Origin of the sequence: Psychrobacter sp. CAM01 (genome assembly GCF_032842965.1) — a bacterium.
Lineage (GTDB): Bacteria > Pseudomonadota > Gammaproteobacteria > Pseudomonadales > Moraxellaceae > Psychrobacter > Psychrobacter celer.
On record NZ_JAWJBL010000002.1, the window covers coordinates 1 to 24752 of the forward strand.

The window sequence follows — 24752 nt, forward strand, 5'->3', positions numbered from 1 at the left end:
CCACCTGATCCCTTCCCGAACTCAGAAGTGAAACATCGTTGCGCCAATGGTAGTGTGGCTCCGGCCATGTGAGAGTAGGTCATCGTCAGCTCTCTATACCCTAAAAGCCCCCACAACATTGTTGTGGGGGCTTTTTTTTGTAGCTGATAAATCGAATGTTAAAAATCTAATCTACCTATTGAAGTTTAATTGCTAAACTACTGGCTAAATGAATAAAGTAATAGAGAGTTTTAATCATGGTTCAGGTCGTTTTCGGTATTATCTTAGGTGTAATTGTTACTGTAGGCTACTTAGCTTTTAATTCTAAATTTCATTTCGACCATGAGCTTACTCTTAATATGGTTATCGCTACTGCAACGGTTGTAGCAACAGTGATTCATTTTGACAGTGTTCAGAAGCAAAAACGTGACCGAGTTTGGGAAATAAATAAAGGTAGCTTGCTTAATTTATCTCATGCCGTTGCTGATGCTATTGAAACTTCTTCTAAGTTAACAGACCAAGCATTTAATGAAATGCAGGGTATACCTGATGATACTTGCAATATTGATGCTACAAATACTTGTAATAAATTTCAAAAAACAATTTCAGAATCATTAAACGTCTATAAGCCATTACTTAATTCAAAGTTAATTGAAGCAATTGAAGACTATCAAGAAACTGAGCAAAAAATTATAGATAAATTTAATTTTAATGCTATAAATATGTTCGAAGCTTATGAGCTTCAATGGTCAGCACAACAGGATCTACAGCATATCATTCATAAATTTATTAAAAAGATATCAGGCATTTAATTTTAGGTATAAAACCTTAAGTTCAGATTAATTACTTGAAAGGATTAATGTGTGATAGAAGTTTATATAGAATCTTGAGGTGTCCCAATGTAAGAGAGAGCAGGCAACTAAAGTAAAACTTCACCACAAAAAAGCCCATATTAGCAAACTAATACGGGCTTTAATATTCAGTAGAGTATTCAACAAATTAGGCTATCAACTAAGCCCCTTCACCAAATTTACCACTTTGGAAGTCAGTGACAGCTTGCATAATTTCTTGCTGACTGTTCATCACAAACGGACCGTATTGCACAATCGGCTCATCTAGTGGGCGACCCGTGATTAAGATCACTTTGGTGTCTTCTTCACTATCCGCTGTAATAGTCACGCCATCGGCATCTTCGTCATTTTTCAAGATAGCCATGTTCTTCGTCGGTACGATTTCGCCTTCAATATCTAGCGTACCGCGATATACAAAAGCAAAGGCATTATGATCGGCTGGAATGACTTGGCTAAAGCTCGTGCCTGCTGGTAGATGGATATCTAAATAAGTCGGCTCAGTGGTCTCGCGGGTGACTGCACCTTCTATGCCGTGCGATGTACCTGCGATTACCGTAACGTTTACGCCATCTTCAGTGGTGTATTTAGGTAAATCATCACTTTGGAAGTCTTTATACCAAGGGTCGTTCATTTTGTCTTTGGCAGGCAGATTGAGCCACAGCTGAAAGCCTTCCATCGCGCCGTCTTCTTGTTCCGGTAGCTCTGAATGAATCACACCACTAGCCGCTGTCATCCACTGCACGCCGCCATTTTGCAATAACCCTTCGTTACCCGCGCTATCACGGTGACGCATACGACCGGTAATCATATAGGTAATGGTCTCAAAACCGCGATGCGGGTGATTGGGGAACCCAGCGATATAATCATCTGGATTGTCGCTTTTAAAGTTATCTAGCATTAAATACGGATCGAGGCGCTGTTGCAGCTGCTGCGTGAGCACGCGAGTTAATTTAACACCAGCACCATCTTGGGTGTCTACCCCAGCGTGTAGCTGCTCGATTTGACGTGAGTGGGTGACGGTGTCTTTTACGCTATTTATTAGGCTGTTATCCATTGTACTCTCCTACATTTTTCATGACTACTCGTATATATTTGAGGATATGGATATAAAATTCAATAGCTACTATGTAGTTAATCTATAATAGCTTGAGTCGTTATTAAACGCATATTAACTATTTTCCATTGATTAAAACAGCTCTCCTGTCTCAGCCACTTCGTTAAAATCAAAGCCTAGCTGCTCGTTTTTGCGCTGGCGCATCTGCTCGATACGCTGTCTGCGCCCGTTGACCAGTCGTAGTACTTCACGGCGCTGTTCTGTCGTCATCTCGTGCCATAGCTGACGTTCTGTACGACTACGCAGACAGCCAAAGCAATAGCCTTTTTTATTGCTTTGACAGACACCAATACAGGGATTGGCAATCTCGAACAGTTCAAACTGCTGATTCATGGCAGCTCCATTGCTATTGTCGTTAGTCCTTTTACTTATATCGTCGTATAGTCAGATACTGTTATTATGGCGCAAATACTGAATAATAGTGTGCCGTTTTAGTGTTATTGTTTTACTTGCGGCAGTGCTATGCTGGGTTTTTATTATCGAGATAAAACCATCTTAACAAAACCAATAAGTGAGATGATACGTGAATATTATTTATATCCATGGCTTAGACAGTGATGCCAATTCTATAAAAGGCTCGCTATTAGAGGAATATTGCCGCCAGTATGATCCTGATATCAAGGTGTTACGCCCCGATCTAAATAAGACGCCAAACCAAGTGTTTGACCAGATGCTGTCGTTAATCGATAGTGTGGCGAGCAAAGACACTTATGGTCAAGATACGGTTTTGGTCGGTAGCTCATTAGGCGGGTATTTTGCTACGTTGCTCAGTAACCATACCGGCTGTCCGGCGCTTTTATTAAACCCTAGTATACAGCCGCATCAGACACTGCAGCGATTTAAGCATAGCGCTGAGACTAAGGATGAGAGTGCGAAGAACGAAGCATCCGAGGTGTTATACACCACTTCAGGTGGTTGGCGCATCACGAATGCTGATTTAGAGTGGTTTGCGTGCCATCAGCTATCGAGCCTGAACTATCCTAAAAAAGTAGTCGCGCTAATCAAAGAGGGTGATGAATTACTTAATAGCAGTCTTTCTGCCAACTTCTATAGGGAGCAAGGAGCGACGGTCGATATGCAAAAAGGCGGCGATCATCGCTTTAGTGATTTTAAAACACAATTGCCCAAAGTCATCGAGGTCATACAGCAAGTAGTCAAAGGCCGCTTGGTTTAAAGAGACGACATTATCTGACGTGAGCGACTGAGTATTGACCTTAATGCCGTTATTTTTCGTTATAATGGCTGTATAGAATTCATCGTATATAAACAGTTAAGGATGCATTTGTGAGTCAATATAATGCGCAATCGTTAGAAGTTTTAGAAGGGCTGGAGCCGGTACGCCGTCGCCCCGGGATGTATACTGACACCACTCGTCCCAACCATTTGGCCCAAGAGGTCATCGATAACTCCGTCGATGAAGCGCTGGCAGGGTATGCCAAAACCATCAAAGTACAGCTGCATAGCGACGGCTCGCTATCGGTCGAAGATGATGGCCGCGGTATGCCAACCGATATCCATCCTGAGTTTGGTCAGTCAGGTATTGAGCTGATTTTGACGCGTCTACATGCAGGCGGTAAATTTTCGACCTCCAATTATGAGGTGTCGGGCGGGTTGCACGGTGTCGGTATCTCTGTGGTCAATGCGCTATCAACACGCGTTGAGGTGACGGTATGGCGCGATAGTACGCAGTTTGCGATGGCGTTTGAAAATGGCGCAGCGGTGACGCCGTTGACTAAGTCTGTCAGCTCCAACAAACGCAAACGCGGTACTCGGGTGCAGTTTTGGGCCGATGGCAGTTTTTTTGATACGCCGAAATTTAATGTCAAACAGCTCAAGCATAACCTAAAAGCCAAAGCGGTATTGGCCGCTGGTCTGACGATTGAGTTTGTCGATGATATCAATGACGAAAAAGTCGTTTGGCAGTTTACCGATGGGGTGGTTGAGTACCTCAGTGAGCAGCTAGACGGGCTTGAGACCCTGCCACCTGAGCCATTTTATTATAGTCATGAGGCAAAAGACGGTGAGCGCGCGGGTATTTCCTTTGCTTTATCGTGGCTGCCTGAGGGTGGTACGCCGATTCAAGAAAGCTATGTCAACCTGATTCCAACTGCGCAAGGCGGCACGCATGTCAATGGCCTACGTACTGGTATCTTAGAGGCCCTGCGCGAGTTTTGCGATATTCATAATCTACTGCCTCGCAATGTGAAGCTGACGGCAGAAGATGTGTGGGATGGGGTCAACTATATCCTATCGCTCAAGTTTTCTGAGCCGCAGTTTTCTGGTCAAACCAAAGAGCGTCTCTCGAGCCGTGAAGCTGCCGGTGCGGTGCAGACCCTTGCAAAAGATGCCTTTAGCCTATGGCTCAATCAGCATGCTGATATAGGCACTCAAATCGCCGAGCTGGCTATTAATAAAGCTGGTCGACGGCTCAAGTCTGCCAAAAAGGTCGCCCGTAAAAAAATCTCCCAAGGGCCTGCGCTACCAGGTAAGCTTGCCGATTGTCGCGGCGATCTGCGTGATGGGGCAGAGCTGTTTTTGGTTGAAGGCGACTCTGCGGGCGGCAGTGCCAAGCAAGCACGCGATCGACATTATCAAGCGATATTGCCGCTGCGTGGTAAGATTCTAAATACATGGGAAGTGTCATCAGATACGGTGCTGTCGAGCCAAGAGATTCATGATATCGCCATCGCTATCGGTGTTGACCCTGCCTCAGATGATCTCTCTGAGCTGCGTTATGACAAGATATGTATCCTCGCCGATGCCGACTCTGATGGCCTACATATTGCCACGCTTATCTGTGCGCTGTTTGTCAAACATTTCCCAGCACTGGTGGATACCGGGCATTTATTTGTCGCGATGCCGCCGCTGTATCGAGTTGACATTGGTAAAGAGGTGCATTACGCGCTAGATGAGTCTGAGCTTGAGCATATTTTAGCGGGCGTACCGGGGAATAAAAAAGCGCAAATCACTCGCTTTAAGGGGCTCGGTGAGATGAGCGCTGAGCAGTTACGTGAGACCACCATGAACCGCGATACACGGCGTCTGGTGCAGCTGGATATGGATGATATGATACTGACCAACGGCGTGATGGATATGCTACTGGCCAAAAAACGCGCTGCCGATCGCAAGTCGTGGTTAGAGAATAAAGGTAATTTAGCAGACATACCGTGATGTATGTCATCGCTCGCTCGCCCATGCGCCAGTGTCTGCCGAGCGCCTATGCAATAAAAGTATAAAAGATAATCTCGCCCGATAAGCTTAATGTTATGATATGGCTATCTTTAATTATATGGTGCCGTCATGACATCAACGTTATTTAATCGTGCTAAATCGGGCCGCTCTGAGTCTGCACGAGTCAAAGCATTACCAAAACTTAGCAAAAAAAATCTGGGTGATTTGGTACCAAGACGGGGCAATAAGTTTGCGCCTGTCCTTGCTTCTGCCTTACTCAAAGCAGCTGGCTGGCGTACAGTCGGCGAGGTGCCCAATATCGCACAAGCGGTGGTATTGGCACTGCCTCATACTTCAAATGTCGATGGTATTTATGCCATTCCAAGCCTATTTGCGCTGGATCTTAAGATCAGTATTTTGGGCAAACATACTTTGTTTAAAGCACCTGTCTTTGCCCAGTTGTTAAATTGGATAGGCGTGATTCCGATTGATCGGGGCAACAAAGGCTCGGTACTACAAGCGAGTATCGATAAGTTTAAAACCGGTCAGCCGCTGTTTTTGGGTTTGGCACCAGAGGGCACGCGCCAGTACACCAAAGGCTGGAAGTCGGGATTTTATTACTTGGCAATGGGTGCCGGCGTGCCTATATTGCCAGTGGCGATGGATTATAAAACCAAAGAGATACGTTTTATGTCGCCCATTTATCCGAGTGGCGATATCGATGCTGATTTGCCAAAAATTTATGCGCAGTATAAAGGGGTGGTGCCCAGACATCCTGAGCGCTTGTCGCAGCCTCTGCAAGACATCAATCGCGCGACAGATTAAGCGCTATGGGTTTTTTATACGCCGCACAGGCTTTGAGGTTTTATATATAACCAGCCCCTGATATCTGATGATATCAAGGGCTGTTTTTTATGAAAAAGACAAGAAGCGCTGGCTATTAGCGAGCGAGGTAACAGTAATTATGAGGTTTGATGGTGTTTGATTGATGGCTGGATCAAAACTGCGGCTGGCCGTTTGAGGCACTGACGCCGCCATCGACGGGTAAGTTTACCCCCGTGATCATCGCCGCGTCGTGACTGGCCAAAAAAGTAATGGCGGCGGCAATATCGTTTGGTGTCGCTAAGCGGCCGAGTGGACAGCGCGCCAAAAATTTATTGGTTTTATTGTCGTTGTTTTGAATGGCGCTGCTCATGTCAGTTTTGGTAACGCTGGGATTGACCGCATTGACCCGCACGCCATCTGGCCCATGGTCTAAGGCTAGCGTGCGGGTGAGGTTGGTCACTCCGGCTTTGGCAGCGTTATAAGCGGCCATGTTCCAGTCGCCGCCGACCCCTGAGAGCGAGGAGACATTGACGATGTTGCCCTTGGTCGCAATCAGATGCGGCATGGCGGCTTGCGAGACATAAAACGTACCATTTAGATTGACATCGATGGCAGCTCGCCAGTCTTCGGCTGCCAAGTCAGTAATTTTTCCTTGCATGGCTTTGCCAGCGTTATTGACTAAAATATCAATTTGTTCGAACTTATCGACGGCGCGTTTGATCATCTCTTGTACTTGGCTTTGTATGCTGATATCACAAGTGATGGTCAGATAGTTATCGGTATGAATCCACGTACGGTCTTGTGGAAACTCTTTTGCAGTCTCTTCTAAGGTTTCAGCAGTACGACCGACCAAGACGACATTGGCACCTTCTTGGGCAAAACGAATAGCAGTCGCCCGGCCAATACCTGAGCCTGCGCCTGTGACGATGACGGTTTTTTCTTTAAAGCGTTTCATGGTATTCAATCCTTGTTATTATATGACAATCATGGGCGATGTGAGCCGAGTATCCCTGAGGTGTCAGATATGACAGATGCTGAGGGGATAAAAGACCATCAGCTGCATCGAGTCGCGTCTGGCTCGTCTCGTCAAATCCCTAAACTATATAAAGACGCACGTAAGCGCTGCTGTGCTGATATCATCATAACAACTCATTGCGGTGAAAGCGACTGTGTCTCATAATGCTTATGTCGTTTAATTTTTCATAATATTAGGGCGTGTTGAGCACGCCATAATCATAAAAGGTTGAAACGGTGGCTGATTTGACTGACCTAACCGAGGATCTGGCTTGCTATCTGCAGGGCGCCGCGGTAGGCGTAAGCGTTGGCGATATGCAAGCCGTGACGCATCAATATAACGCCTACTATGACGCTCGGCAATCCTGCTATCAGCTGCCGCTGGGGCTATTGCAACGGCTGGATCTGACACTGTATCTACCAAGGCATAGTAGCGCGAAGGCTATTGAGGGGGCGCGAACGGCGACGCTAAAGGCGGTGCTGGCATGGTATAAGACTTCTTGCGTCGTGGATAGCAATGACAATCAACATAAGCATGATCGAAGCGATAACGGTCAAAGCGATGATCAAAGCGATACTCAAAATCATGACAAGAAAAGCCGCCGCGATATATTGATCTTTGATATCGTCTTTTTTGATGAGACAGAGATGAGCGCTGATATACCGACACTCTCACCGAAACAGCGCTTAGCAAATCGCCTGACGCATTATTTTGATACTGCTTATTTTATGGAAGATTTGGTCATCGATATGAGTGGTGAGCCGCGGCCGTTACAAATCTTCAGTCACGCTGACTGGCAGGAGCTGTCATCAACGCTACAGACGCCTTGTGAGCTATGGCGGTTTTTGCGCCATCATTTACAGCAGCTTCAGCAGTCCCTTAGCGATCAGCACGCACATTTTGAGAGGGTGGCAGATTTGGTCACTCAGTTTTTGTACAGCCCGTCTGTATTTACTCATGCCATCACCATTGATAATGCCCTTATAAAAGCGGGCGTGCAAGATGCGCCCAATGCGGCGTTGATCGCCATGACACTGGCGCACAAAAACCAAAGTGCGACAGCGCAGATGTATCAGCAGCATATGGCACAAGCTGCCACACTATGGTCACAGCTAAGCGACCAGATGATAGCGATGTGCCGTGATGAGCGACTGAGCAATAGCGCTCAAATGTCCTCAGAGGTCGATTTTTTATATTGGCAGCAGCAGCTACTCGACGAGTCTTTGTTTTCTCGTCACGAGCTGGTGCGCACTTTATACCGACATCCAAAGCAACCAGACAACCTAAAAAGCGCCGGTTACGTGGTACATCAGCACTCGTATGAGAGTCTGGGTCGGCATTATGTGCTGATATTTTATGGTCAAAATCGGGAAGGGCAGCATAGCAAACAAGCCATTCAGCCAAACTTGGCAAAAATTGCTCAAGATGTGGCCACACGCTTACCGATAGCAGCGCTGCATCATGTCATTATCTTGGGGGTGGAGTTTATCGATGAAGGGCAAGAAACCTTTATCGATATTGATTTGTGGATTCAACCCGTTGCGACCATGACTCAGCGTGAGCGCCAACTCACCAAGCAGATACAACAGCTGCAACAGCAAAAAGTGCCAAAACCGAAATTGTCAAAATATAAAGTGCCAGTGGCAGGCACTTCTGCGGATAACGGCCATTCAGCAGATGCACTACCGCAAGTTCACTTGAATCTCACCATTCCTGCTCGTAAGAGCAATAAATAGCACTATCGATAGCGATTGGTAGGTATAAAACACACATTTATGCCCATAAAAAAAAGACAGCCTAAGCTGTCTTTTTCTTTGGTTTAAGCGAGCATACAACTGATGAATTTATCTCAAAAATACATATTTCGAGAGCAAATTATTTATTATTGATATCGTCGTTTAGACCGCTACCTGGTAGCAAGTTGTTATTGTCGATATCTTCATCAGTGATACTACCATCGGTAACATCGTTATCGATATCAGCGGTGTCGATAGTATCGGTATCGACGCGAGTGGTATCAATGACATCAGTGTGAGTATCAGTGGTCTTCGTTGCCGCTGATGGGGTGTTTTCGCGGACAGCGTCAGCAAATTTCTCACGAGTTGATGCACTCGGCTGTAGCGTAGACTTGGCTTGAGCTTCATCTTGCTCTTTATCCATTTTGTCTTGCATCTTGCGTAAGAAGCGGGCGGCTGCTTCTTGACCACCAAGACCGAACGAGAGAGCAAAGGCCACGGCAACTGCGCCTAGTGTCAGACCAAAGGCTAGGTTGACGATAGAGTCAGCAATACCCATCGCTTTTAGACCCATAGCAAGTACGAGACCCATGATTAAGACACGCACGATGTTTGCTAAGAACTGTGAGCCTTGCTCAGAGCGCTCCACCACACCAGCGATGATGTTGGCAAGCCAAAAGCCGATGAACAGAATAATCGCGCCCAAGATAATATTGGCACCAAAGGCGATAAACATCGCGATGATGGCTGAGATTGGCTCAAAGCCTAATAAATCAGCGGCAGCGATAGCAGCAAACAACATGGCAAAAAAGACAATGGCATAACCGACAAGATCAGAGACCTTCTTATCACCCATGGTTTCTTGTAGACCAACCTTGGCAGGTATCTGATTGATCTCTGTGTTTTCAATCAAACCTTTGATGATATTGGCGACCATACGCACCACATAAAACGTCACCACTAAGATAGCCGCTGCCATAAAGATGTTTGGCAACGCTTCCATGATTTTGTTTAGCATATTGGTCGCTGGGCGTGCAATTACTTCGATTTTTAAAGCGTTTAATGCCGCGATAATCGTCGGGATAATCACCACTAAAAATGCCAAAGACCCTGCAATATTCGGCAGGCTGTTTTTTTCGCTCAAGCCAGCTTTTGAGGCCAGCTCTTGTATATTAAAGGTAGACACAAAATTGGTGACGATACCGCGCACCACTTTTGCAATGATATAGCCGACGACAAACACCACGCCAGCAATGATGATGTTAGGGATGAAACTAAAGATTTTATCAACCATGTTGGTCAATGGCGCAAACAAGCCATCAAGCTCTAATTGACCGAGTACCATGGTCAATACCACCAATAAGATGAACCAATAAACCATATCGGCGATCGTGCTGCTCATGGGTTTTACGCCTGCTTGTGCGCTTAGACGCTCATCCATCGAGGTTTTAGCAAGGGCGGCGTTGATAGCAGTACGCGCCACAGTGGCGACGACCCAACCGATTACTCCAACAGCGATAGCGCCGATCAGATTAGGGATAAAGGCCAGCACTTGATTGACCATATTGGCAAATGGTGTCGAAATGGAGTTTAGATTCAATTGGTTCAACGCTCCAGAAATGGCGATGATAAAGATAAACCAAAATACGATTTTAGAGATGATGCCTTCTAAATCGTAGGTTTTGCCGGTTGAAGAATTCATGCGTTGGTTGAGATTCACTTTAGACAGTACATTGCGAACCAAAGCCGCGATACCCAGTGCGACAAGCCAACCAATAATAAATATCAAAATGGCCCCAATGATGGAACCAATAGGCCCACCCAGATAACCGTTAAAAGACGCAAACATTGGATTCATCTTATCCTCCTTTAATCATCATATAAAAGCCGCCGAATGATAGGCTAGGTACTGCTATCAGCGAGCGAAACCAACATAGATGGTTATGATAAATAGTTTTTTTTAAATCAGTTATGCGGTGATATTATAATTTTTAAGTGTAAAAATTCATCGAAAAAACATCGGCTTATCTTGTACCAACTGCTGTACTACCAATGTCGTATCATCCATGATAAAGAGTTACACTCGGTTACTTATCACCTGAACTCATTCAGCTTAGCTGATGTATTAGGGGATTTAAAGATAGAAAGCTTAACGTGTTACTGTATTTGTGTGATAACTTGTTATCGTGACAGTAAATATTAACACAGACTGTACATTCGCCCGATAATTTTTTGCCAAACATGGCTCCTAAAACTAAGATTTGCTATCATAGGAGCATGTGACATCTTGCCACTATTCTTACAATTTGAGAGTACTTTATGAAAAAAATCACTACCTTAAGCGTTGGTGCACTTGCTAGCGCTATGTTGTTAGTTACAGGCTGTAGCACCAATAACGGCAATCAAGAAACCGCGGCGCAAAGCATCTCAATCACTGAGCAAAGCTCGGCGAACGAAAAAGTAGGCTATAGCTTGGGTTATATGATGGCCGAAGGTAACAAAGAAGCGGTCGGTGATCTGAATCTTGATACTTTTGAGCAAGGCTTTCGTGATGGCTATGAAGGCAATGACTCAGCACTGACCCAAGAGCAGATGCAACAAGTCTTGATGGATTATCAAAAAGAGCAAGAAGAAAAGTTTGTTAAAGACATGGAAGCCAAAGCCACAGAAAATAAAGCGGCAGGCGAAGCATTTTTAGCAGAAAACGCTAAGAAAGAAGGCGTAAAAGAAACCTCTTCTGGTCTGCAGTATAAGGTCATCGAATCAGGTACAGGCAAATCACCAAAAGCCACTGATGTGGTCGAAGTCAATTACGAAGGTAAGCTGATCGACGGTACAGTATTTGATAGCTCATACGAGCGCGGCGAGCCAATTGAGTTCCCACTCAATCAAGTCATCGCGGGCTGGACAGAAGGTCTACAACTGATGAAAGAGGGCGGCAAATACGAGTTTTATATCCCATCTGACATCGCGTATGGTGAAGCGGGTAACGCGGGTATCGAGCCAAACAGCACGCTTATCTTTACGGTTGAGCTATTAAACGTAAAATAATGCATTAGGGGCACTCATCGCTTTTAGTGTTATATCTGGCATTGACAGACTGATATCTGTGCGCGACTGCTTCTATCGGGTGTCATTTATAAGGCATCCCTTATAAAGTGCCATTTACAGAGTGACATTGAGAAAGTATCAGTGACCAAATGAAAAGCTACCCTACCGATTTTTAGCGTTGATAAAAAAGCCCTCATTTATAAATGAGGGCTTTTTTGGTTTGGCGCGGCGATTGACTAAAGCCTGCCTAGATTATAAGGTTTTTTGAAAGACCTTAGAGTTACGACCGTTGTTGTATTTTTCGCGGCGCGCAGCGGGCAGGGCGCTGGCATCGACTTCGGCAAAACCGTGCTCGACAAACCAATGGGCGGTGCGAGTCGTCAAGACAAAGAGCTTGTGTAGGCCATGGCTACGTGCTTGCTGCTCAATAAACGCCAGCAAATCATTGCCGCGGCTGCCGTTACGGTATTCGGCATGGACGGCGACACAAGCGACCTCTGCTGAGTCGTCATCGAGTGGGTATAAAGCGGCGCAGCCTAAAATCATGCCATCACGCTCGATGACGCTGTAGTTGTCGATTTCTTGCTCGAGGCGCTCACGCGAGCGAGCCACCAAGATACCTTGCTCCTCAAGTGGCGTCAAAAGCTCGAGCAGGCCGACCACGTCATCGATGTTGGCGTGGCGGATTTCTTCATAAGGGTCGTGGCTGATCAGGGTACCAGAGCCATCACGGGTGAACAGCTCTTCGAGGAGCGCGCCGTTTTTGGCGTATGAGATGATGTGCGTGCGATGGACACCTTGACGGCAAGCCACACTGGCACAGTGTAAGAAATAATTGATCTCACAGTTTAGGTCACGGTCGCGTAAGAAGCGATCGACTTCGTTTGGAATCATCTCTCGTAGCAAGCGGTCGTTGTCATTGATGCCGGCTTCTTCTCCTAAGAAAATAAGCTTATCGGCACCCAAGCTCACTGCGGTGCTAAGCGCCACGTCTTCGGCGAGCAAATTAAACACTTCGCCTGTCGCTGAGTAGCCCATCGAGCCCAATATCACGATATGGTCGTGAAGCAGATTGTTTTTGATGGCTTCAACATCGATCGAGCGTACTTCGCCTGTCATTTGGTAGTCGACGCCATCACGGACGCCATAAGGGCGCGCTGTGACAAAGTTGCCTGAAATTGCATCGATACGAGAGCCGTACATGGGCGAGTTGGCCAAGCCCATCGATAGCTGCGCTTCGATCTGTAGGCGGATGGCACCGACCGCCTGTAAGATGGCAGGCATCGCTTCTCGCGGCGTGACACGAATATCTTGATGCAGGGGCGAGGTGATGGCGGCGTCTTTTAAGTTTTTTTCGATTTGTGGCCTAGAGCCATGCACCAGCACCAGCTTGATACCTAAGCTATGGAGTAAGGCAAAGTCATGGATTAGAGTGCTAAAATTTGGGTGGTTGACCGCTTCACCACCAAACATAATCACGAACGTTTTGCCGCGATGCGTATTGATGTAAGGGGCTGAGTTGCGAAACCAATGAACGTATTCAGGATTGATCTGTGGCATGGCGCTAGTAGTCATAATAGGGGCAGTAGTGGTTAGAATAAGAAAGGCGCGGCAAACAAGCCGATCGCTAAAGAATTACCATAGCAAAAAACGCCGTTATGAGCCATCTTTTATTTCAGTGGTGTTCATCATTTTCAGAGCCGATGCACTATATACACAACCGCAACACGGGGCTTATGTACAGCCATAGGGTTTTTGCTATGCTAAACGCTATTGCTTTACAGACCGCGAACGAAGATAATCAAGAAAAATAAACGCCGCCTTTGGCACGCAAATATACTGCCAAATGCCGGAGAGCCACGCGCGTATCAAAAGATGAGCGAGCGTCATACCGATAGTGAAGCGGTATCGCGGCGTTTTATCGATATATCAACGAGGGATAATGAACATCATGAAAAAAACCAATCACTTTGCCAGTCCATTTAGCGCATGGAGCGGACATCGCTTATTTCACGTTGTTGCCGGTACGCTTATCGGCGCAATGGTCGTCACGCAAGCCTCGGCCATGTTGCCAACGCCAGAACAGACGGTAGACGCTTCAGCTGCGGTACAAACAAGTACTAGCAACGCCGGTAACTCAAGCGCTCAAGCAGTCACTAGTAAAATTACTGCCTCTTTGGTTAGTGTCGATGCCAATGGCGAAGAAGTGCTGGTACCAGTCAATGCCAATACCCGCTTGCAGTCAGGCAACGTGCTGGAGTATCAAGGATACTTTACCAATACCAACGCTGACCGCGTGCGTAAGATGACCGTGACCATGACCATACCTGAGCAGGTCGAGCTGCTGCGTACAGTAGCGCCTGATTTTCCATACGGCAGTGTCGATGGCAACACCTTTGCACGTATGCCGCTGCGTACTCGCGTAGACAATCAACTGGTCGATGTCGATCTCAAGCATTACAAAGCCGTACGCTGGGATTTGCAGGGCGTCGGTCTCAATGACACCGTGGCAGTAAAATACCGCGCACGCGTCAAGTAGCCTCGTAGCCGGCGATGATGATATGACTGCTCGTTAAGTCATGGCATCACATTATTTATACAGTCATTTTTATAGTGTATTAACTATAGATAAATGAATAAAAAGCACTGCAATGTATCAATTGTGGTGCTTTTATCGTATTAGGCATCTTTGCAGCACGTGCGCACGACACGCCCTAGTCCGTTCAAAATAAAGTGGTTATCTGTTTAAGCACGCGACTGAATCGAAGGCACGCAGTACGCAAGTAAAGTTTATACCAGTAGCGCTATGTCATTGTTAGAGGGGGTCGACTGCTAGATACCGTGTTATCAAATCGCTTGGCATAATCGATGGTGTTGTCAGTTATAATAAAATCAGCCAGTGATTTATAGTGTGATGATAATACTTGCTTTTGTCGATGGAAATAAAAAATTGTTAGGATCTTCGATGACCACATCCGCCAATCAGTCCCTCAGTCATTTTACCGCACCTGCACGGCCAGCAGGCGCAGTCTCGCCATTAGATATGCCAGTGACAGCGCTGGCGGGTGTTGGGACAAAGGTCGCTGCGCAGTTGGCGCAGTTGAATATCAAGCGGATATTTGATCTGCTGCTCCATCTGCCGCGTGATTATGAAGATCGTAGTCGCTTGGTGGCCATCGCTGACGTGGAGCACGGGCAAGCGGCGTTGATTACGGGACGTGTGGTGCATGTCGATACCAAACGAAATGGCATGACCGTCATTGTCGATGACGATACAGGCACGATTTCTCTGCGATTTTTTAAGGTCTATCGTGGTCTTGCTCAGACCATGAGTGTGGGTGCGCGGCTACAACTGTTTGGTGAGGTCAAAGTCAGTCGCTATGGCAAGCAGATGCACCATCCTGAATATCAGGTGCTAACTGATAGTACTGCCATCACCAATACCGGTCTGCAGCCAATTTATCCTACTGTCAAAGGCCTACATCAAAACAAATTGCGCACCTTGATTAAGCTGGCACTACAGACGGTGCGCAGCCAAGGTCTGCCGATGACGCTATTTACGCCAGCGGATTTTGCGGTGGTGGCAGATTTGCCGTTGGTGCCTTTTGCGCCAAAACCGGCAGTGACCGCAGAGATGGACTATCCAGACGATATATTTTCAACGCTTGCGCGGCGTGTGCCAGATCATACTCTAGCTCATGGTGCCGATGAGTCCAGCAGTGCAGCTAGTACGGCCAATAACAATGTCTATAACTTGACGATATTTGAGGCATTGGTTTTGCTGCATACCCCGCCCACTTATAGCGATGCCAGACAGCAATATCAGCTGCTGACTCAGCTCAGCGCTCGTAGCCACGCGGCGTGTCAGCGCCTTATCATTGAGGAGCTGACCGCCCATCAGTTAAGTTTGCTATATCGTCGCCAGCAGTTGCATCAGTACAAAGCGCCTAAATGTGCCACTCACAGCCCTTTGGCTGACAAGCTGTTTGCCGCGTTGCCGTTTGATTTGACCGGTGCGCAGCGGCGCGTGCTCACAGACATTACCACAGATATGGCAACGTCGATCCCCATGCTCAGGCTGGTGCAGGGCGATGTGGGCGCTGGCAAGACATTAGTCGCCGCAGGCGCGGCGGGCTATGCGCTCGATAGTGGCTGGCAGGTGGCCGTCATGGCACCGACTGAGATTTTAGCAGAGCAGCATCTGTTAAACTTTAAACAGTGGTTTGAGCCATTAGGCATCGGTGTGGGCTGGCTGGCAGGCAAGCAAACCGCCAAGCAGCGCCGCGAAGCACTAGAGGCGGTAAGTGAAAACACCGTGCAAGTGGTGGTCGGTACTCATGCGCTGTTTCAGGAGCAAGTGCAATTTGCCAAACTGGGCTTGGTCATTATCGATGAGCAGCATCGTTTCGGTGTCGAGCAGCGCATGGCGCTCACTAATAAAGGCGTAGCAGGCAGTACGCCGCATCAGCTGATCATGACCGCGACTCCTATTCCGCGTACGCTGGCGATGAGTGTCTATGGTGATATGGATACCTCTATTATCGATGAGCTGCCACCGGGACGCACGCCCATCACCACCGTGACGATTGACCGGAATCGCCGTGATGAAGTGATTGAGCGTATTGCGGTGAACTGTGCTGCAGGGAGTCAGGCGTATTGGGTATGCTCGTTGGTAGAGGAGTCGAGCGTGCTCGATGCGCAAGCGGCAGAAGCGACGTTTGAAGATTTAAGTGCACGCTTAGATATTCGTATCGGGCTGGTGCATGGCAAAATGAAAGCTGCTGATAAGCAAGCCATCATGCAGGAGTTTAAAGCAGGCAATCTTGATTTATTGATTGCCACCACTGTCATCGAAGTCGGCGTCGATGTGCCCAATGCCTCGCTGATGGTCATCGAAAATGCCGAACGTCTGGGTCTATCGCAGCTGCATCAGTTGCGCGGCCGCGTTGGACGTGGCTCTACCAAGAGCTTTTGCGTCCTACTGTATCAAAAGCCTTTATCAGAGACGGGCACTGAGCGGCTAAATGTGCTGCGAGATAGCACCGATGGTTTTGTCATTGCCCAAAAAGACTTGGAGCTGCGCGGACCAGGTGAGCTACTGGGCAAACGACAAACAGGCAATGTCGGCTATTATTTGGCTGATTTGATTCGCGATGAGCAGTTATTTGCGATTGCGCAGCGTTTGGCCAAGCATCTAATTGCAGATCCCGCGCGCAAAGCCGATGTCAGTCAGCTGATACACCGCTGGATGCCGGAGGCCAGCCGTTATACCAATGCTTGAGCTGCTTGAGTCGCATGAAGCATTTTAGACTGAGGCCTTTACAGCTGAAGGCTTTAAGACAGCGAGCAATAAGAGAATAACAAAATTATGTTATTCTTAATGGTTTTATAAATTACTATACTAAAAAACAGTAGGTTATGAGTAAGTAGCGCAATCATCATTGCTCGCCCTGTTTTATCTTATGATGGCTTGTATTGATAGAGACTACCCATGAATGATTCTGACAAGACGCACCCAAAACCCGTAAATGAGACAGAGCTACCGCCGTACCGTCAGCCCAGTACGCCCGCAGCTGTTTCAGCAAAACCGCCTTTATGGCTGTGGCCGGTACTGGTGGTGGTACTGGTATTAGGTGTCTTGTTGGGGAGATATTGGGGCGCTGATAAGACGGCGGCGGATACTCCCACTGCGCCTAACGCGTCAAGCAATGAGGTAGGGGGTAAGGCGGCCAGTGACGCGCAGGCGGTGCTATCGGTTGAGACAGTAATGCCCAGCCAAGATACGATTGGCAATACCTTGAGCGCCGACGGTACGATTAGTGCCAAAGACACGGCCAATGTCAGTGCCAAAGTCAATGGCGTGGCTGTCGAGCGTGTCTTGGTGGAGGAGGGCGATCGCGTCAAAGCAGGCCAAGTGCTGGCGGTGTTTGATACCGATGCGATGGAGCAGCAGGTGTTGCAAGCCGAAGCTGACGTGGCTGAAGCCGAAGCCACCCTTGCCAATGCCAGTGCCGACGCCGCACGAGTCCTACCCTTGATAGACATCGATGCTATTAGTAGGCAAGAAGCCGATCGCTATCGCACCTCTGAGGTGCGTGCTAGAGCGTCTTTGCAGGCGGCAAAAGCGCGGCTAAACAGTCAGCGTTTGACCTTGGATAATGCTAAGGTCGTCGCGCCAGTCAGCGGCGTCGTCAGTGACAAAATGGTGGAGGTCGGCATGGTCGCAGGCGGCGAACCGCTATTTACCATCATAAAAGGTGGGGTATTAGAATGGCGCGCAGATATCGATCCAAAGCTTGTTGAGGAAGTCAGTATTGGCACGCCTGTGCGTGTCAGCCTGCCAGGAGGCGACTCTGTAATGGGGAAAGTCAGTCGCATCGCGCCGACAGCGGACAATAATCGTCAAATCACCATCTATGCTAGCTTAGCGGCCAACGCGAAAGTACGCGCTGGCATGTATCAAACGGGCGAGTTTTTATTGGGTAGCAGCAACACCCAAACCATTCCTAACAGTGCGGTGGTCAGCAATGATGGTTATGACTATGTGATGATGGTCACACAAATCCGCACCGACCACGCAGCGCAAAAAGTAGGCCGTATTAAGCAGCAGCGTGTGAGTTTGGGTGAGCGCCTCGGCGATAGTGTGGCGGTCACTGAGCCATTGCCGAGCGACAGTCAAATTGTCAAGCAAGGCGGTAGTTTTTTAAATGATGGCGACTTGGTGCGCATCGTCGATGGTCTTAATCAATACGATGATAATGCTGACACAGCCTCGCAGGCGCGTTCATGAGCCTAAATGTATCTGCTTATTCGATTAAAAATCCGTTGGTCGCTATTCTGCTGTTTGTACTGCTAACGTTGGGCGGTATTTATGGCTTTATGCAAATGAAGGTGCAACAGTTCCCTGACATTGATTTGCCTGCCGTGGTGGTGACCGTCACCCTGCCTGGCGCGGCACCTACCCAGCTCGAAAACGACATTGCCAAAAAAGTCGAAAACAAGCTGACCAGTATCGAAGGTGTCAAGCATATTCGCACCACTTTGCAAACCGGTGCTGCCACCATGGTCACTGAGTTTGTCCTAGAAAAAGACATCCAAGAAGCGGTCGATGATGTGCGCTCAGCCGTCGGTGAGGTGCGAGGGGATCTGCCAGCCGCGGCCAATGATCCGATTATCACGAAGGTCTCAACGGCAGGGTTTCCGGTGGTGACTTATTCTGTCGCCGCAGAAAACATGAATGTGGCAGATCTGTCTTGGTTCGTTGATGATACGGTCACCAAGCGTTTATCAGACATCCCTGGTGTCAGTACCGTTGGCCGTATCGGTGGCCTGCAGCGTGAGATCACCGTGGCAGCAGACCCGATTGCGCTCAGTGGTTTAAATTTTCCTATCTCTCAGCTATCGCAGCAAATCGCTGGGATTCAGCAGGACAGCTCAGGCGGTGAAGCCGAGGTCGGTAAAACCACCCAAACCATTCGCGTGCTTGGGGCGGTCGAGCGCGCAAGCGACTTAAACGACCTACAAGTGGCCGTGCCGACTGGTGGCACGCAAGCGCTTGGACGTATGGCGCAAATCACCGATGGTGCTGCTGACCCAAGTTCGATTGCTAAGCTCGATGGGCAGACGGTGGTGGCGTTTAACATCACCCGCTCGCGCGGTGCCAGTGAGGTCGAGGTCATGGAGCGTGTCGATGCCGAGCTTGCCAAACTGGCGGCCGATACGGGCAATATCAGTATCGAAAAAGTCTATGATCGTGCCACGCCTATCGCCGAGGATTATCAAGCATCACTGCGTATGCTGATAGAAGGCGGACTATTGGCCGTCGTGGTGGTGTTTTTATTTTTGCGCAATATCCGTGCGACCATTGTCGCAGCTGTGGCGTTGCCATTGTCCGTTATTCCTACCTTTTTGGGCATGTATCTGTTTGGCTTTAGTCTCAATATTATTTCCTTATTGGCATTGTCATTGGTGATTGGGGTGTTGGTCGATGATGCCATTGTAGAGGTCGAAAACATCATTCGTCATCTGCGTATGGGTAAGACGCCTTATGAGGCGGCGATGGAAGCGGCTGATGAGATTGGTCTGGCAGTCGTTGCTACTACCTTTACCTTGATTGCTGTGTTTTTGCCGACGGCTTTTATGGGCGGTATTGTTGGGCAGTTTTTCCGTCAGTTTGGCTGGACAGCGGCTTTGTCGATATTTGCGTCCTTGATGGTAGCGCGACTGATCACGCCGATGATGGCAGCTTACGTACTGCGACCAGAAAAAAAGCGCGTGGAAAAACAAAGCGCGCTGATGGATTGGTATCTTAAAGTGGTTGCATGGACCTTGCGCCGTCGTTGGGTAACGATGGGAGCGACTTTAGTATTGTTTGTGGCGTCGTTGGCTTTGGTGAAGTTGCTACCGACCTCCTTTATTCCTGACAATGATATCGATCAGACGCGCGTTGAGATTGAGCTGACGCCAGATGTGGCGCTCGAAGATACCGAGCGCGTGGCAGCGATGGCCAGTGAGCGTATCTTGGCCATGCCTGAAGTGACCAATATCTTTACCTCGGTAGGGGAGGCGCAAGCTGCTATGGAGCCCAGCTCTGGCGGCAAAGCCGAAAATCTCGCAGGGCTAGATATCGTCCTTGCGCCGCGGGCAGAGCGTATCTCTAAGCAAGAGATTGAGCGCAAAATCAGTCATCTGCTCGCGGAGGTACCTGGCGCACGCTTTACCGTTGGTCTATCGAGCGGCGGCGAGACGGGCTACAACTTTTCTTTGACCAGTACCAATCCAGAGGTGCTAGCGCAGACCGCCCAGCAGATTATGACTGAAATCCGAGCACTGCCCAGCGCCGGCGCAGTGACCAGTGACCGTAGCCTGCCGCGGCAAGAGCTTACGGTCATGCCTGACAGACTGGCGATGGCAGATAAAGGCGTCACCACGCAAGATATCGCCACCACGCTACGAGTGGCGACGGTCGGCGACTATGAGCAGCGCTTATCTAAGCTTAATCTCGATACTCGGCAGATTCCTATTGTGGTGCGACTGCCTGATGTCGCCAAACAAAACGTCAGCCAATTAGAAGGCCTATACGTGCCAAGTGCACTGCCTGCAGGGCAAGGGGTACGCGTGGGCGAAGTGGCCGATCTAAACTTTGGGACAGGCCCGGCCCAGATCAACCGGCTCGATCGCGAGCGCGCCATTAGTATTACTGTGCAGCCTTCTGATGGCGAGCTTGGCGACTTGGTACAAGCGGTCAAGTCGGTACCAGCGATGCAGACGCTGCCGCCATCGATTACCATCATTGACCAAGGTCAGGCAGAAAACATGGCAGAGCTGTTTAGTGGCTTTGTCATCGCCATGTCGGTCGGTGTGGTCTGTATTTTGGGTGTGCTGATCTTATTATTCGGCCGTATATTGCAGCCCTTTACCATCCTGATGGCGTTGCCGCTTTCGATTGGTGGTGCGTTTGTCGGCTTGGTCATTACCAATAGTAGCTTGTCGATGCCATCGATGATTGGCTTTATTATGCTCATGGGTATCGCCACCAAAAACTCTATCTTATTGGTGGATTATGCCTTAATCGCTCAGCGCCGCGGCTTGGCTCGTTTTGATGCCATCATTGATGCTTGTCGCAAGCGTGCGCGCCCAATTATCATGACGACCATCGCCATGGGCGCAGGGATGCTGCCTTTGGTATTTGGGTGGGGCGATGCCGATCCGACGTTCCGTCGCCCGATGGCCGCAGCTGTATTGGGCGGCCTTGTCACCTCGACACTATTGAGCTTGGTAGTGATTCCGGTGGTATATACATTGATGGATGATCTATCGGGATGGTTTGCCAAATGGTTGACGCCAAGTGGCAAGCCGCAGTCGAGTACTGATAATCACACTTAAATAAGGAAAAGCAGTGCTTTGCTCAATCCACTCTCTAAGCTGAGGCTAACATTGCCCATCCTGCATTACAAATCTAGCTAAGGCATTTCATTATCATCGCTTTGCGCCTTGGCTGGAGCCATTTTAGTCATCAGCAGTGCCTATTCGTGAATATTCAACACGGCCTAGAGATGAGCAAGACAATTGAGCTGAGGGTACCAGTGATTGACCTCTCTTAGCCGCTTACTTAACCTACGTAGATGAATTAAATTCATCTTATATTTAAATAACCTCGTTTTTATTCATGTAATAGATTGGGTATGATTTATCTCATACAGACCCTGGATTCATATCAAAAAATAAAGGTAGCCAATTATCATGACTAAACCATTTACCTACTCCATCTCAAGTATTCGCTTTGATGAAAACTATCAGCCAGCTGATAGCACGCGTTTGACGACCAACTTTGCCAACTTGGCGCGCGGTGCTAGCCGTCAAGAAAACCTACGCAAAACACTCACCATGATAAACAATCGTTTTAATGCCTTGGCGCATTGGGACAACCCTCATGCCGACCGTTACTCAGTAGAAGTCGACATCATCTCGGCAGACTTGGACGTGGAAGGCAATGGCAATACCTTCCCTGTCATCGAGACATTGCAAACCACCATCATCGATCACAAAGAAAACACCCGTATCGATGGCATGATTGGCAACAGTTTTTCTTCTTATGTCCGTGATTATGATTTTAGTGTTGTCTTGCCAGCGCATTTCGCTCAAAACCCTGAGTGCCCGCCGCCAGAGGATTTTGGCGACTTGCACGGCAAGCTGTTTCAGCATTTGTTGAACTCAGATGCTTACCACGCAAGATTTAACAAGCAGCCTGTCATTTGTCTGAGTGTGTCGACCAGCAAGACTTATTATCGTACGGGCAACCAGCATCCTGTCTTGGGGACTGAGTACAGACAAGACGGCGGCTCATTGAACAAAGGGTCATTGACCGATGAGTACTTTTTTAAAATGGGCTTAAGTGTTCGCTACTTTATGCCTGAGGGTAGTGCGGCGCCTTTGGCGTTTTATTTTGCCGGTGATTTGCTCAGTGATTATACCGACCTTGAGCTTATCAGTGCCATTAGCACTATGGAGACGTTTCAAAAGATCTATCGCCCAGAGATTTATAATGCCAACGCTGCGGCCGCTCAGGTGTACCAGCCAAGCCTAAACTATCAAGACTATTCACTCACGCAAATAGTCTATGACCGCGAGGAGCGTAGCCAGTTGGCGGTGACACAAGGCAGGTTTACCCAAGAGGCCTTTATCCAGCCGTATCAAGCCATATTAGAGGAATGGGCGACAAACTACCCAGTGCAACCGCCAGCGCTAAAACAAACAGCGGCAAAAAGACAAGCAGCATGATGGTATCGGTGACCTGTCAGGCAGTTATCTGTCGTTTATTAGACAACCAAACATAGTAAAAACTATCACAGTAAAAAGAGACAAGCCATGGATATATTATTACCAACTTCTACTGCTGGCAGCTTGCCAAAACCTGTATGGCTGGCTGAGCCTGAGAAACTGTGGTCACCTTGGAAGCTAGCAGGCGATGAACTGCTAGAGGCCAAGCAAGACGCGCTACGGGTATTATTGCAGGAGCAAATACAGGCAGGCATTGATATCGTGAGTGACGGCGAGCAGACTCGTCAGCATTTTGTCACGACCTTTATCGAGCATCTTGAGGGTGTGGATTTTACCAATCGTGAAACGGTCAAAATTCGTAATCGCTATGAGGCCAGCGTGCCGTCGGTAGTGGGCAGTGTTAGCCGCTCAAAGCCTGTGTTTGTAGATGATGCAAAATTTTTACGCAGTCAAACCGACCAGCCGATCAAATGGGCATTACCCGGCCCGATGACCATGATTGATACTTTATATGATGGTCATTATAAAAGCCGTGAAAAACTGGCGTGGGAGTTTGCTAAAATCTTAAATCAAGAAGCCCGAGAGTTAGAAGCAGCTGGCGTGGATATCATTCAATTCGATGAGCCTGCGTTTAACGTGTTTTTTGATGACGTCAATGATTGGGGCATCGCTACGTTGGAGCGTGCTATCGAAGGCCTAAAGTGTGAAACAGCGGTGCATATTTGTTATGGTTATGGCATCAAAGCCAATAACGACTGGAAAAAGACACTGGGCTCAGAGTGGCGTCAGTATGAGCAGGCCTTTCCAAAGCTGCAACAGTCGAGCATAGATATTGTCTCGCTTGAGTGCCAAAACTCGCACGTCCCGATGGATCTGATTGAACTAATCCGCGGTAAAAAAGTAATGGTCGGTGCCATCGATGTGGCGAGCGATAGTATCGAGACGCCTGAAGCGGTGGCAGAGATACTACGCAAGGCCTTGCAGTTTGTCGATGCAGACAAGCTGTATCCGTCCACCAACTGCGGCATGGCACCATTATCTCGCGGCGTTGCACGCGGTAAATTAAGTGCATTGAGCGCGGGCGCGGCAATCGTGCGTAAAGAGCTGGGCGCTTAACGCCTGTCTGGCACGGGTCACATGCTAACTGAGGATAAAAGCGATGATTGAAGCAAGCGGTTTTAGAGAGGCCATGTCTTTGTTGACGACAGCAGTCAACGTGGTCACTACAAACGGAGACACAGGCCGACATGGTTTTACCGCCTCTGCGGTATGTAGTGTCACAGACACACCACCGACGCTACTCGTCTGTATGAACCAAGCCTCGCGCTCACACAGTCATTTTATCGACAATAAAACGCTGAGCGTCAATGTGTTGGGCGCTCAGCACCAACAGTTATCTAATGTGTTTGCCTCAAGGCTCAGCTCAGCAGAGCGATTTGCCCATGGCGCTTGGACGGAGCTGAGCACTGGCGCGCCTGTGTTAGAAGATGCGCTGGTGAGTTTTGATTGTGAGATTGAACAGGTGCAAGAAGTGGGCACACATAGTGTGTTTATGTGCCGCGTGGTCGCCATCAAACAGTCTGGCTCAGCAGGTATCAACGATGAGAGTTTGGTATATTTTAATCGAGCCTACGCGCGCGTGGGTCAGACAAAAGATGAGTTTATCTTGGATATTTCTAAGACATCGAGCCTACGCGCGCGTGGGTCAGACAGACTTGGCATAAATGCAG

General features: G+C 48.3%; 17 protein-coding genes, 1 rRNA gene and 1 pseudogene. 14 read left to right on the plus strand and 5 right to left on the minus strand.

Translation table 11 applies throughout. From position 1 onward, the window contains the following. Both rrf and R0I52_RS00965 read left to right on the plus strand, forming a co-directional pair. A 5S ribosomal RNA gene (gene rrf, locus R0I52_RS00960) occupies window positions 1-91 on the plus strand; the annotation flags it as partial. 145 nt (window positions 92-236) lie between these two features. Further along, window positions 237-791 (plus strand): hypothetical protein, encoded by a 555-nt coding sequence (locus R0I52_RS00965; RefSeq protein ID WP_317052774.1) that lies wholly within the window; start codon window positions 237-239, stop codon window positions 789-791. A 199-nt stretch (window positions 792-990) separates the two neighbouring features. Here the strand turns inward: R0I52_RS00965 and R0I52_RS00970 are convergent, their stop codons facing one another. After that, on the minus strand, window positions 991-1884 hold the full coding sequence (locus tag R0I52_RS00970) for a pirin family protein (protein WP_317052775.1): 894 nt from the start codon (window positions 1882-1884) through the stop codon (window positions 991-993). A gap of 132 nt (window positions 1885-2016) precedes the next feature. After that, window positions 2017-2277, minus strand: a complete 261-nt coding sequence (locus R0I52_RS00975) for a DUF1289 domain-containing protein (protein WP_317052776.1) — start codon at window positions 2275-2277, stop codon at window positions 2017-2019. A gap of 190 nt (window positions 2278-2467) precedes the next feature. On the opposite strand from R0I52_RS00975, the gene R0I52_RS00980 reads away from it, so the two are divergent. From R0I52_RS00980 to R0I52_RS00990, 3 genes are all read left to right on the plus strand, one after another. Further along, entirely contained in the window at window positions 2468-3118 is a 651-nt protein-coding gene (locus R0I52_RS00980) for a YqiA/YcfP family alpha/beta fold hydrolase (protein WP_317052777.1), read from the plus strand. A 110-nt stretch (window positions 3119-3228) separates the two neighbouring features. Beyond that, window positions 3229-5115 (plus strand): DNA topoisomerase IV subunit B, encoded by a 1887-nt coding sequence (gene parE / locus R0I52_RS00985; protein ID WP_317052778.1) that lies wholly within the window; start codon window positions 3229-3231, stop codon window positions 5113-5115. Window positions 5116-5244: 129 nt separating this feature from the next. Beyond that, window positions 5245-5940 carry a lysophospholipid acyltransferase family protein gene (locus tag R0I52_RS00990; protein WP_317052779.1) on the plus strand — a complete coding sequence of 232 codons (696 nt, stop codon included), beginning with the start codon at window positions 5245-5247 and terminating at the stop codon, window positions 5938-5940. A gap of 172 nt (window positions 5941-6112) precedes the next feature. Here the strand turns inward: R0I52_RS00990 and R0I52_RS00995 are convergent, their stop codons facing one another. After that, window positions 6113-6895 (minus strand): SDR family oxidoreductase, encoded by a 783-nt coding sequence (locus tag R0I52_RS00995; RefSeq protein WP_317052780.1) that lies wholly within the window; start codon window positions 6893-6895, stop codon window positions 6113-6115. Window positions 6896-7191: 296 nt separating this feature from the next. On the opposite strand from R0I52_RS00995, the gene R0I52_RS01000 reads away from it, so the two are divergent. Next, window positions 7192-8691 (plus strand): hypothetical protein, encoded by a 1500-nt coding sequence (locus R0I52_RS01000; RefSeq protein WP_317052781.1) that lies wholly within the window; start codon window positions 7192-7194, stop codon window positions 8689-8691. 139 nt (window positions 8692-8830) lie between these two features. On the opposite strand, the gene R0I52_RS01005 is transcribed toward R0I52_RS01000, so the two are convergent. Beyond that, a complete protein-coding gene (locus R0I52_RS01005) occupies window positions 8831-10549 on the minus strand; it encodes a mechanosensitive ion channel (protein WP_317052782.1) in 1719 nt (572 codons plus the stop codon). 461 nt (window positions 10550-11010) lie between these two features. Between R0I52_RS01005 and R0I52_RS01010 the strand changes: the two genes are divergently transcribed. Then, on the plus strand, window positions 11011-11742 hold the full coding sequence (locus tag R0I52_RS01010) for an FKBP-type peptidyl-prolyl cis-trans isomerase (protein WP_317052783.1): 732 nt from the start codon (window positions 11011-11013) through the stop codon (window positions 11740-11742). A 252-nt stretch (window positions 11743-11994) separates the two neighbouring features. On the opposite strand, the gene argA is transcribed toward R0I52_RS01010, so the two are convergent. Continuing rightward, the gene (argA, locus tag R0I52_RS01015; RefSeq protein WP_075102463.1) at window positions 11995-13317 is read right to left on the minus strand and encodes an amino-acid N-acetyltransferase; all 1323 of its coding nucleotides are present in this window, start codon (window positions 13315-13317) and stop codon (window positions 11995-11997) included. A 376-nt stretch (window positions 13318-13693) separates the two neighbouring features. Here argA and R0I52_RS01020 point away from each other — a divergent pair, with 376 nt between their 5' ends. From R0I52_RS01020 to R0I52_RS01050, 7 genes and pseudogenes are all read left to right on the plus strand, one after another. Next, window positions 13694-14281, plus strand: coding sequence for a hypothetical protein (locus R0I52_RS01020; RefSeq protein ID WP_075102501.1), 588 nt, complete (start codon window positions 13694-13696; stop codon window positions 14279-14281). A 426-nt stretch (window positions 14282-14707) separates the two neighbouring features. Beyond that, a complete protein-coding gene (gene recG / locus R0I52_RS01025) occupies window positions 14708-17023 on the plus strand; it encodes an ATP-dependent DNA helicase RecG (protein WP_317052784.1) in 2316 nt (771 codons plus the stop codon). A gap of 210 nt (window positions 17024-17233) precedes the next feature. Next, complete coding sequence (locus tag R0I52_RS01030; protein WP_317052785.1) at window positions 17234-18532, plus strand: efflux RND transporter periplasmic adaptor subunit; 1299 nt, start codon at window positions 17234-17236, stop codon at window positions 18530-18532. Next, complete coding sequence (locus R0I52_RS01035) at window positions 18529-21627, plus strand: efflux RND transporter permease subunit (RefSeq protein ID WP_317052786.1); 3099 nt, start codon at window positions 18529-18531, stop codon at window positions 21625-21627. The genes R0I52_RS01030 and R0I52_RS01035 overlap by 4 nt, the downstream gene beginning before the upstream one ends. 357 nt (window positions 21628-21984) lie before the next feature. Continuing rightward, complete coding sequence (locus R0I52_RS01040) at window positions 21985-23022, plus strand: DUF1852 domain-containing protein (RefSeq protein WP_317052787.1); 1038 nt, start codon at window positions 21985-21987, stop codon at window positions 23020-23022. Between the two features lie 87 nt (window positions 23023-23109). Further along, window positions 23110-24138 (plus strand): methionine synthase, encoded by a 1029-nt coding sequence (locus R0I52_RS01045; protein ID WP_317052788.1) that lies wholly within the window; start codon window positions 23110-23112, stop codon window positions 24136-24138. 43 nt (window positions 24139-24181) lie between these two features. Then, window positions 24182-24676: pseudogene (locus tag R0I52_RS01050) on the plus strand (flavin reductase); the annotation flags it as partial. Window positions 24677-24752: the final 76 nt, after the last annotated feature.

Bases quoted from the DNA above. Each gene is read 5' to 3' on its own strand.
- R0I52_RS01035 (WP_317052786.1), top strand. From the start codon at position 18,529: ATGAGCCTAAATGTATCTGCTTATTCGATTAAAAATCCGTTGGTCGCT.
- recG (WP_317052784.1), top strand. From the start codon at position 14,708: ATGACCACATCCGCCAATCAGTCCCTCAGTCATTTTACCGCACCTGCA.
- R0I52_RS00975 (WP_317052776.1), bottom strand. From the start codon at position 2,277: ATGAATCAGCAGTTTGAACTGTTCGAGATTGCCAATCCCTGTATTGGT.
- R0I52_RS01010 (WP_317052783.1), top strand. From the start codon at position 11,011: ATGAAAAAAATCACTACCTTAAGCGTTGGTGCACTTGCTAGCGCTATG.
- R0I52_RS01030 (WP_317052785.1), top strand. From the start codon at position 17,234: ATGAATGATTCTGACAAGACGCACCCAAAACCCGTAAATGAGACAGAG.
- R0I52_RS01020 (WP_075102501.1), top strand. From the start codon at position 13,694: ATGAAAAAAACCAATCACTTTGCCAGTCCATTTAGCGCATGGAGCGGA.
- R0I52_RS00995 (WP_317052780.1), bottom strand. From the start codon at position 6,895: ATGAAACGCTTTAAAGAAAAAACCGTCATCGTCACAGGCGCAGGCTCA.
- R0I52_RS00970 (WP_317052775.1), bottom strand. From the start codon at position 1,884: ATGGATAACAGCCTAATAAATAGCGTAAAAGACACCGTCACCCACTCA.
- R0I52_RS01040 (WP_317052787.1), top strand. From the start codon at position 21,985: ATGACTAAACCATTTACCTACTCCATCTCAAGTATTCGCTTTGATGAA.
- argA (WP_075102463.1), bottom strand. From the start codon at position 13,317: ATGACTACTAGCGCCATGCCACAGATCAATCCTGAATACGTTCATTGG.
- R0I52_RS00965 (WP_317052774.1), top strand. From the start codon at position 237: ATGGTTCAGGTCGTTTTCGGTATTATCTTAGGTGTAATTGTTACTGTA.
- R0I52_RS01005 (WP_317052782.1), bottom strand. From the start codon at position 10,549: ATGAATCCAATGTTTGCGTCTTTTAACGGTTATCTGGGTGGGCCTATT.
- R0I52_RS00990 (WP_317052779.1), top strand. From the start codon at position 5,245: ATGACATCAACGTTATTTAATCGTGCTAAATCGGGCCGCTCTGAGTCT.
- R0I52_RS01045 (WP_317052788.1), top strand. From the start codon at position 23,110: ATGGATATATTATTACCAACTTCTACTGCTGGCAGCTTGCCAAAACCT.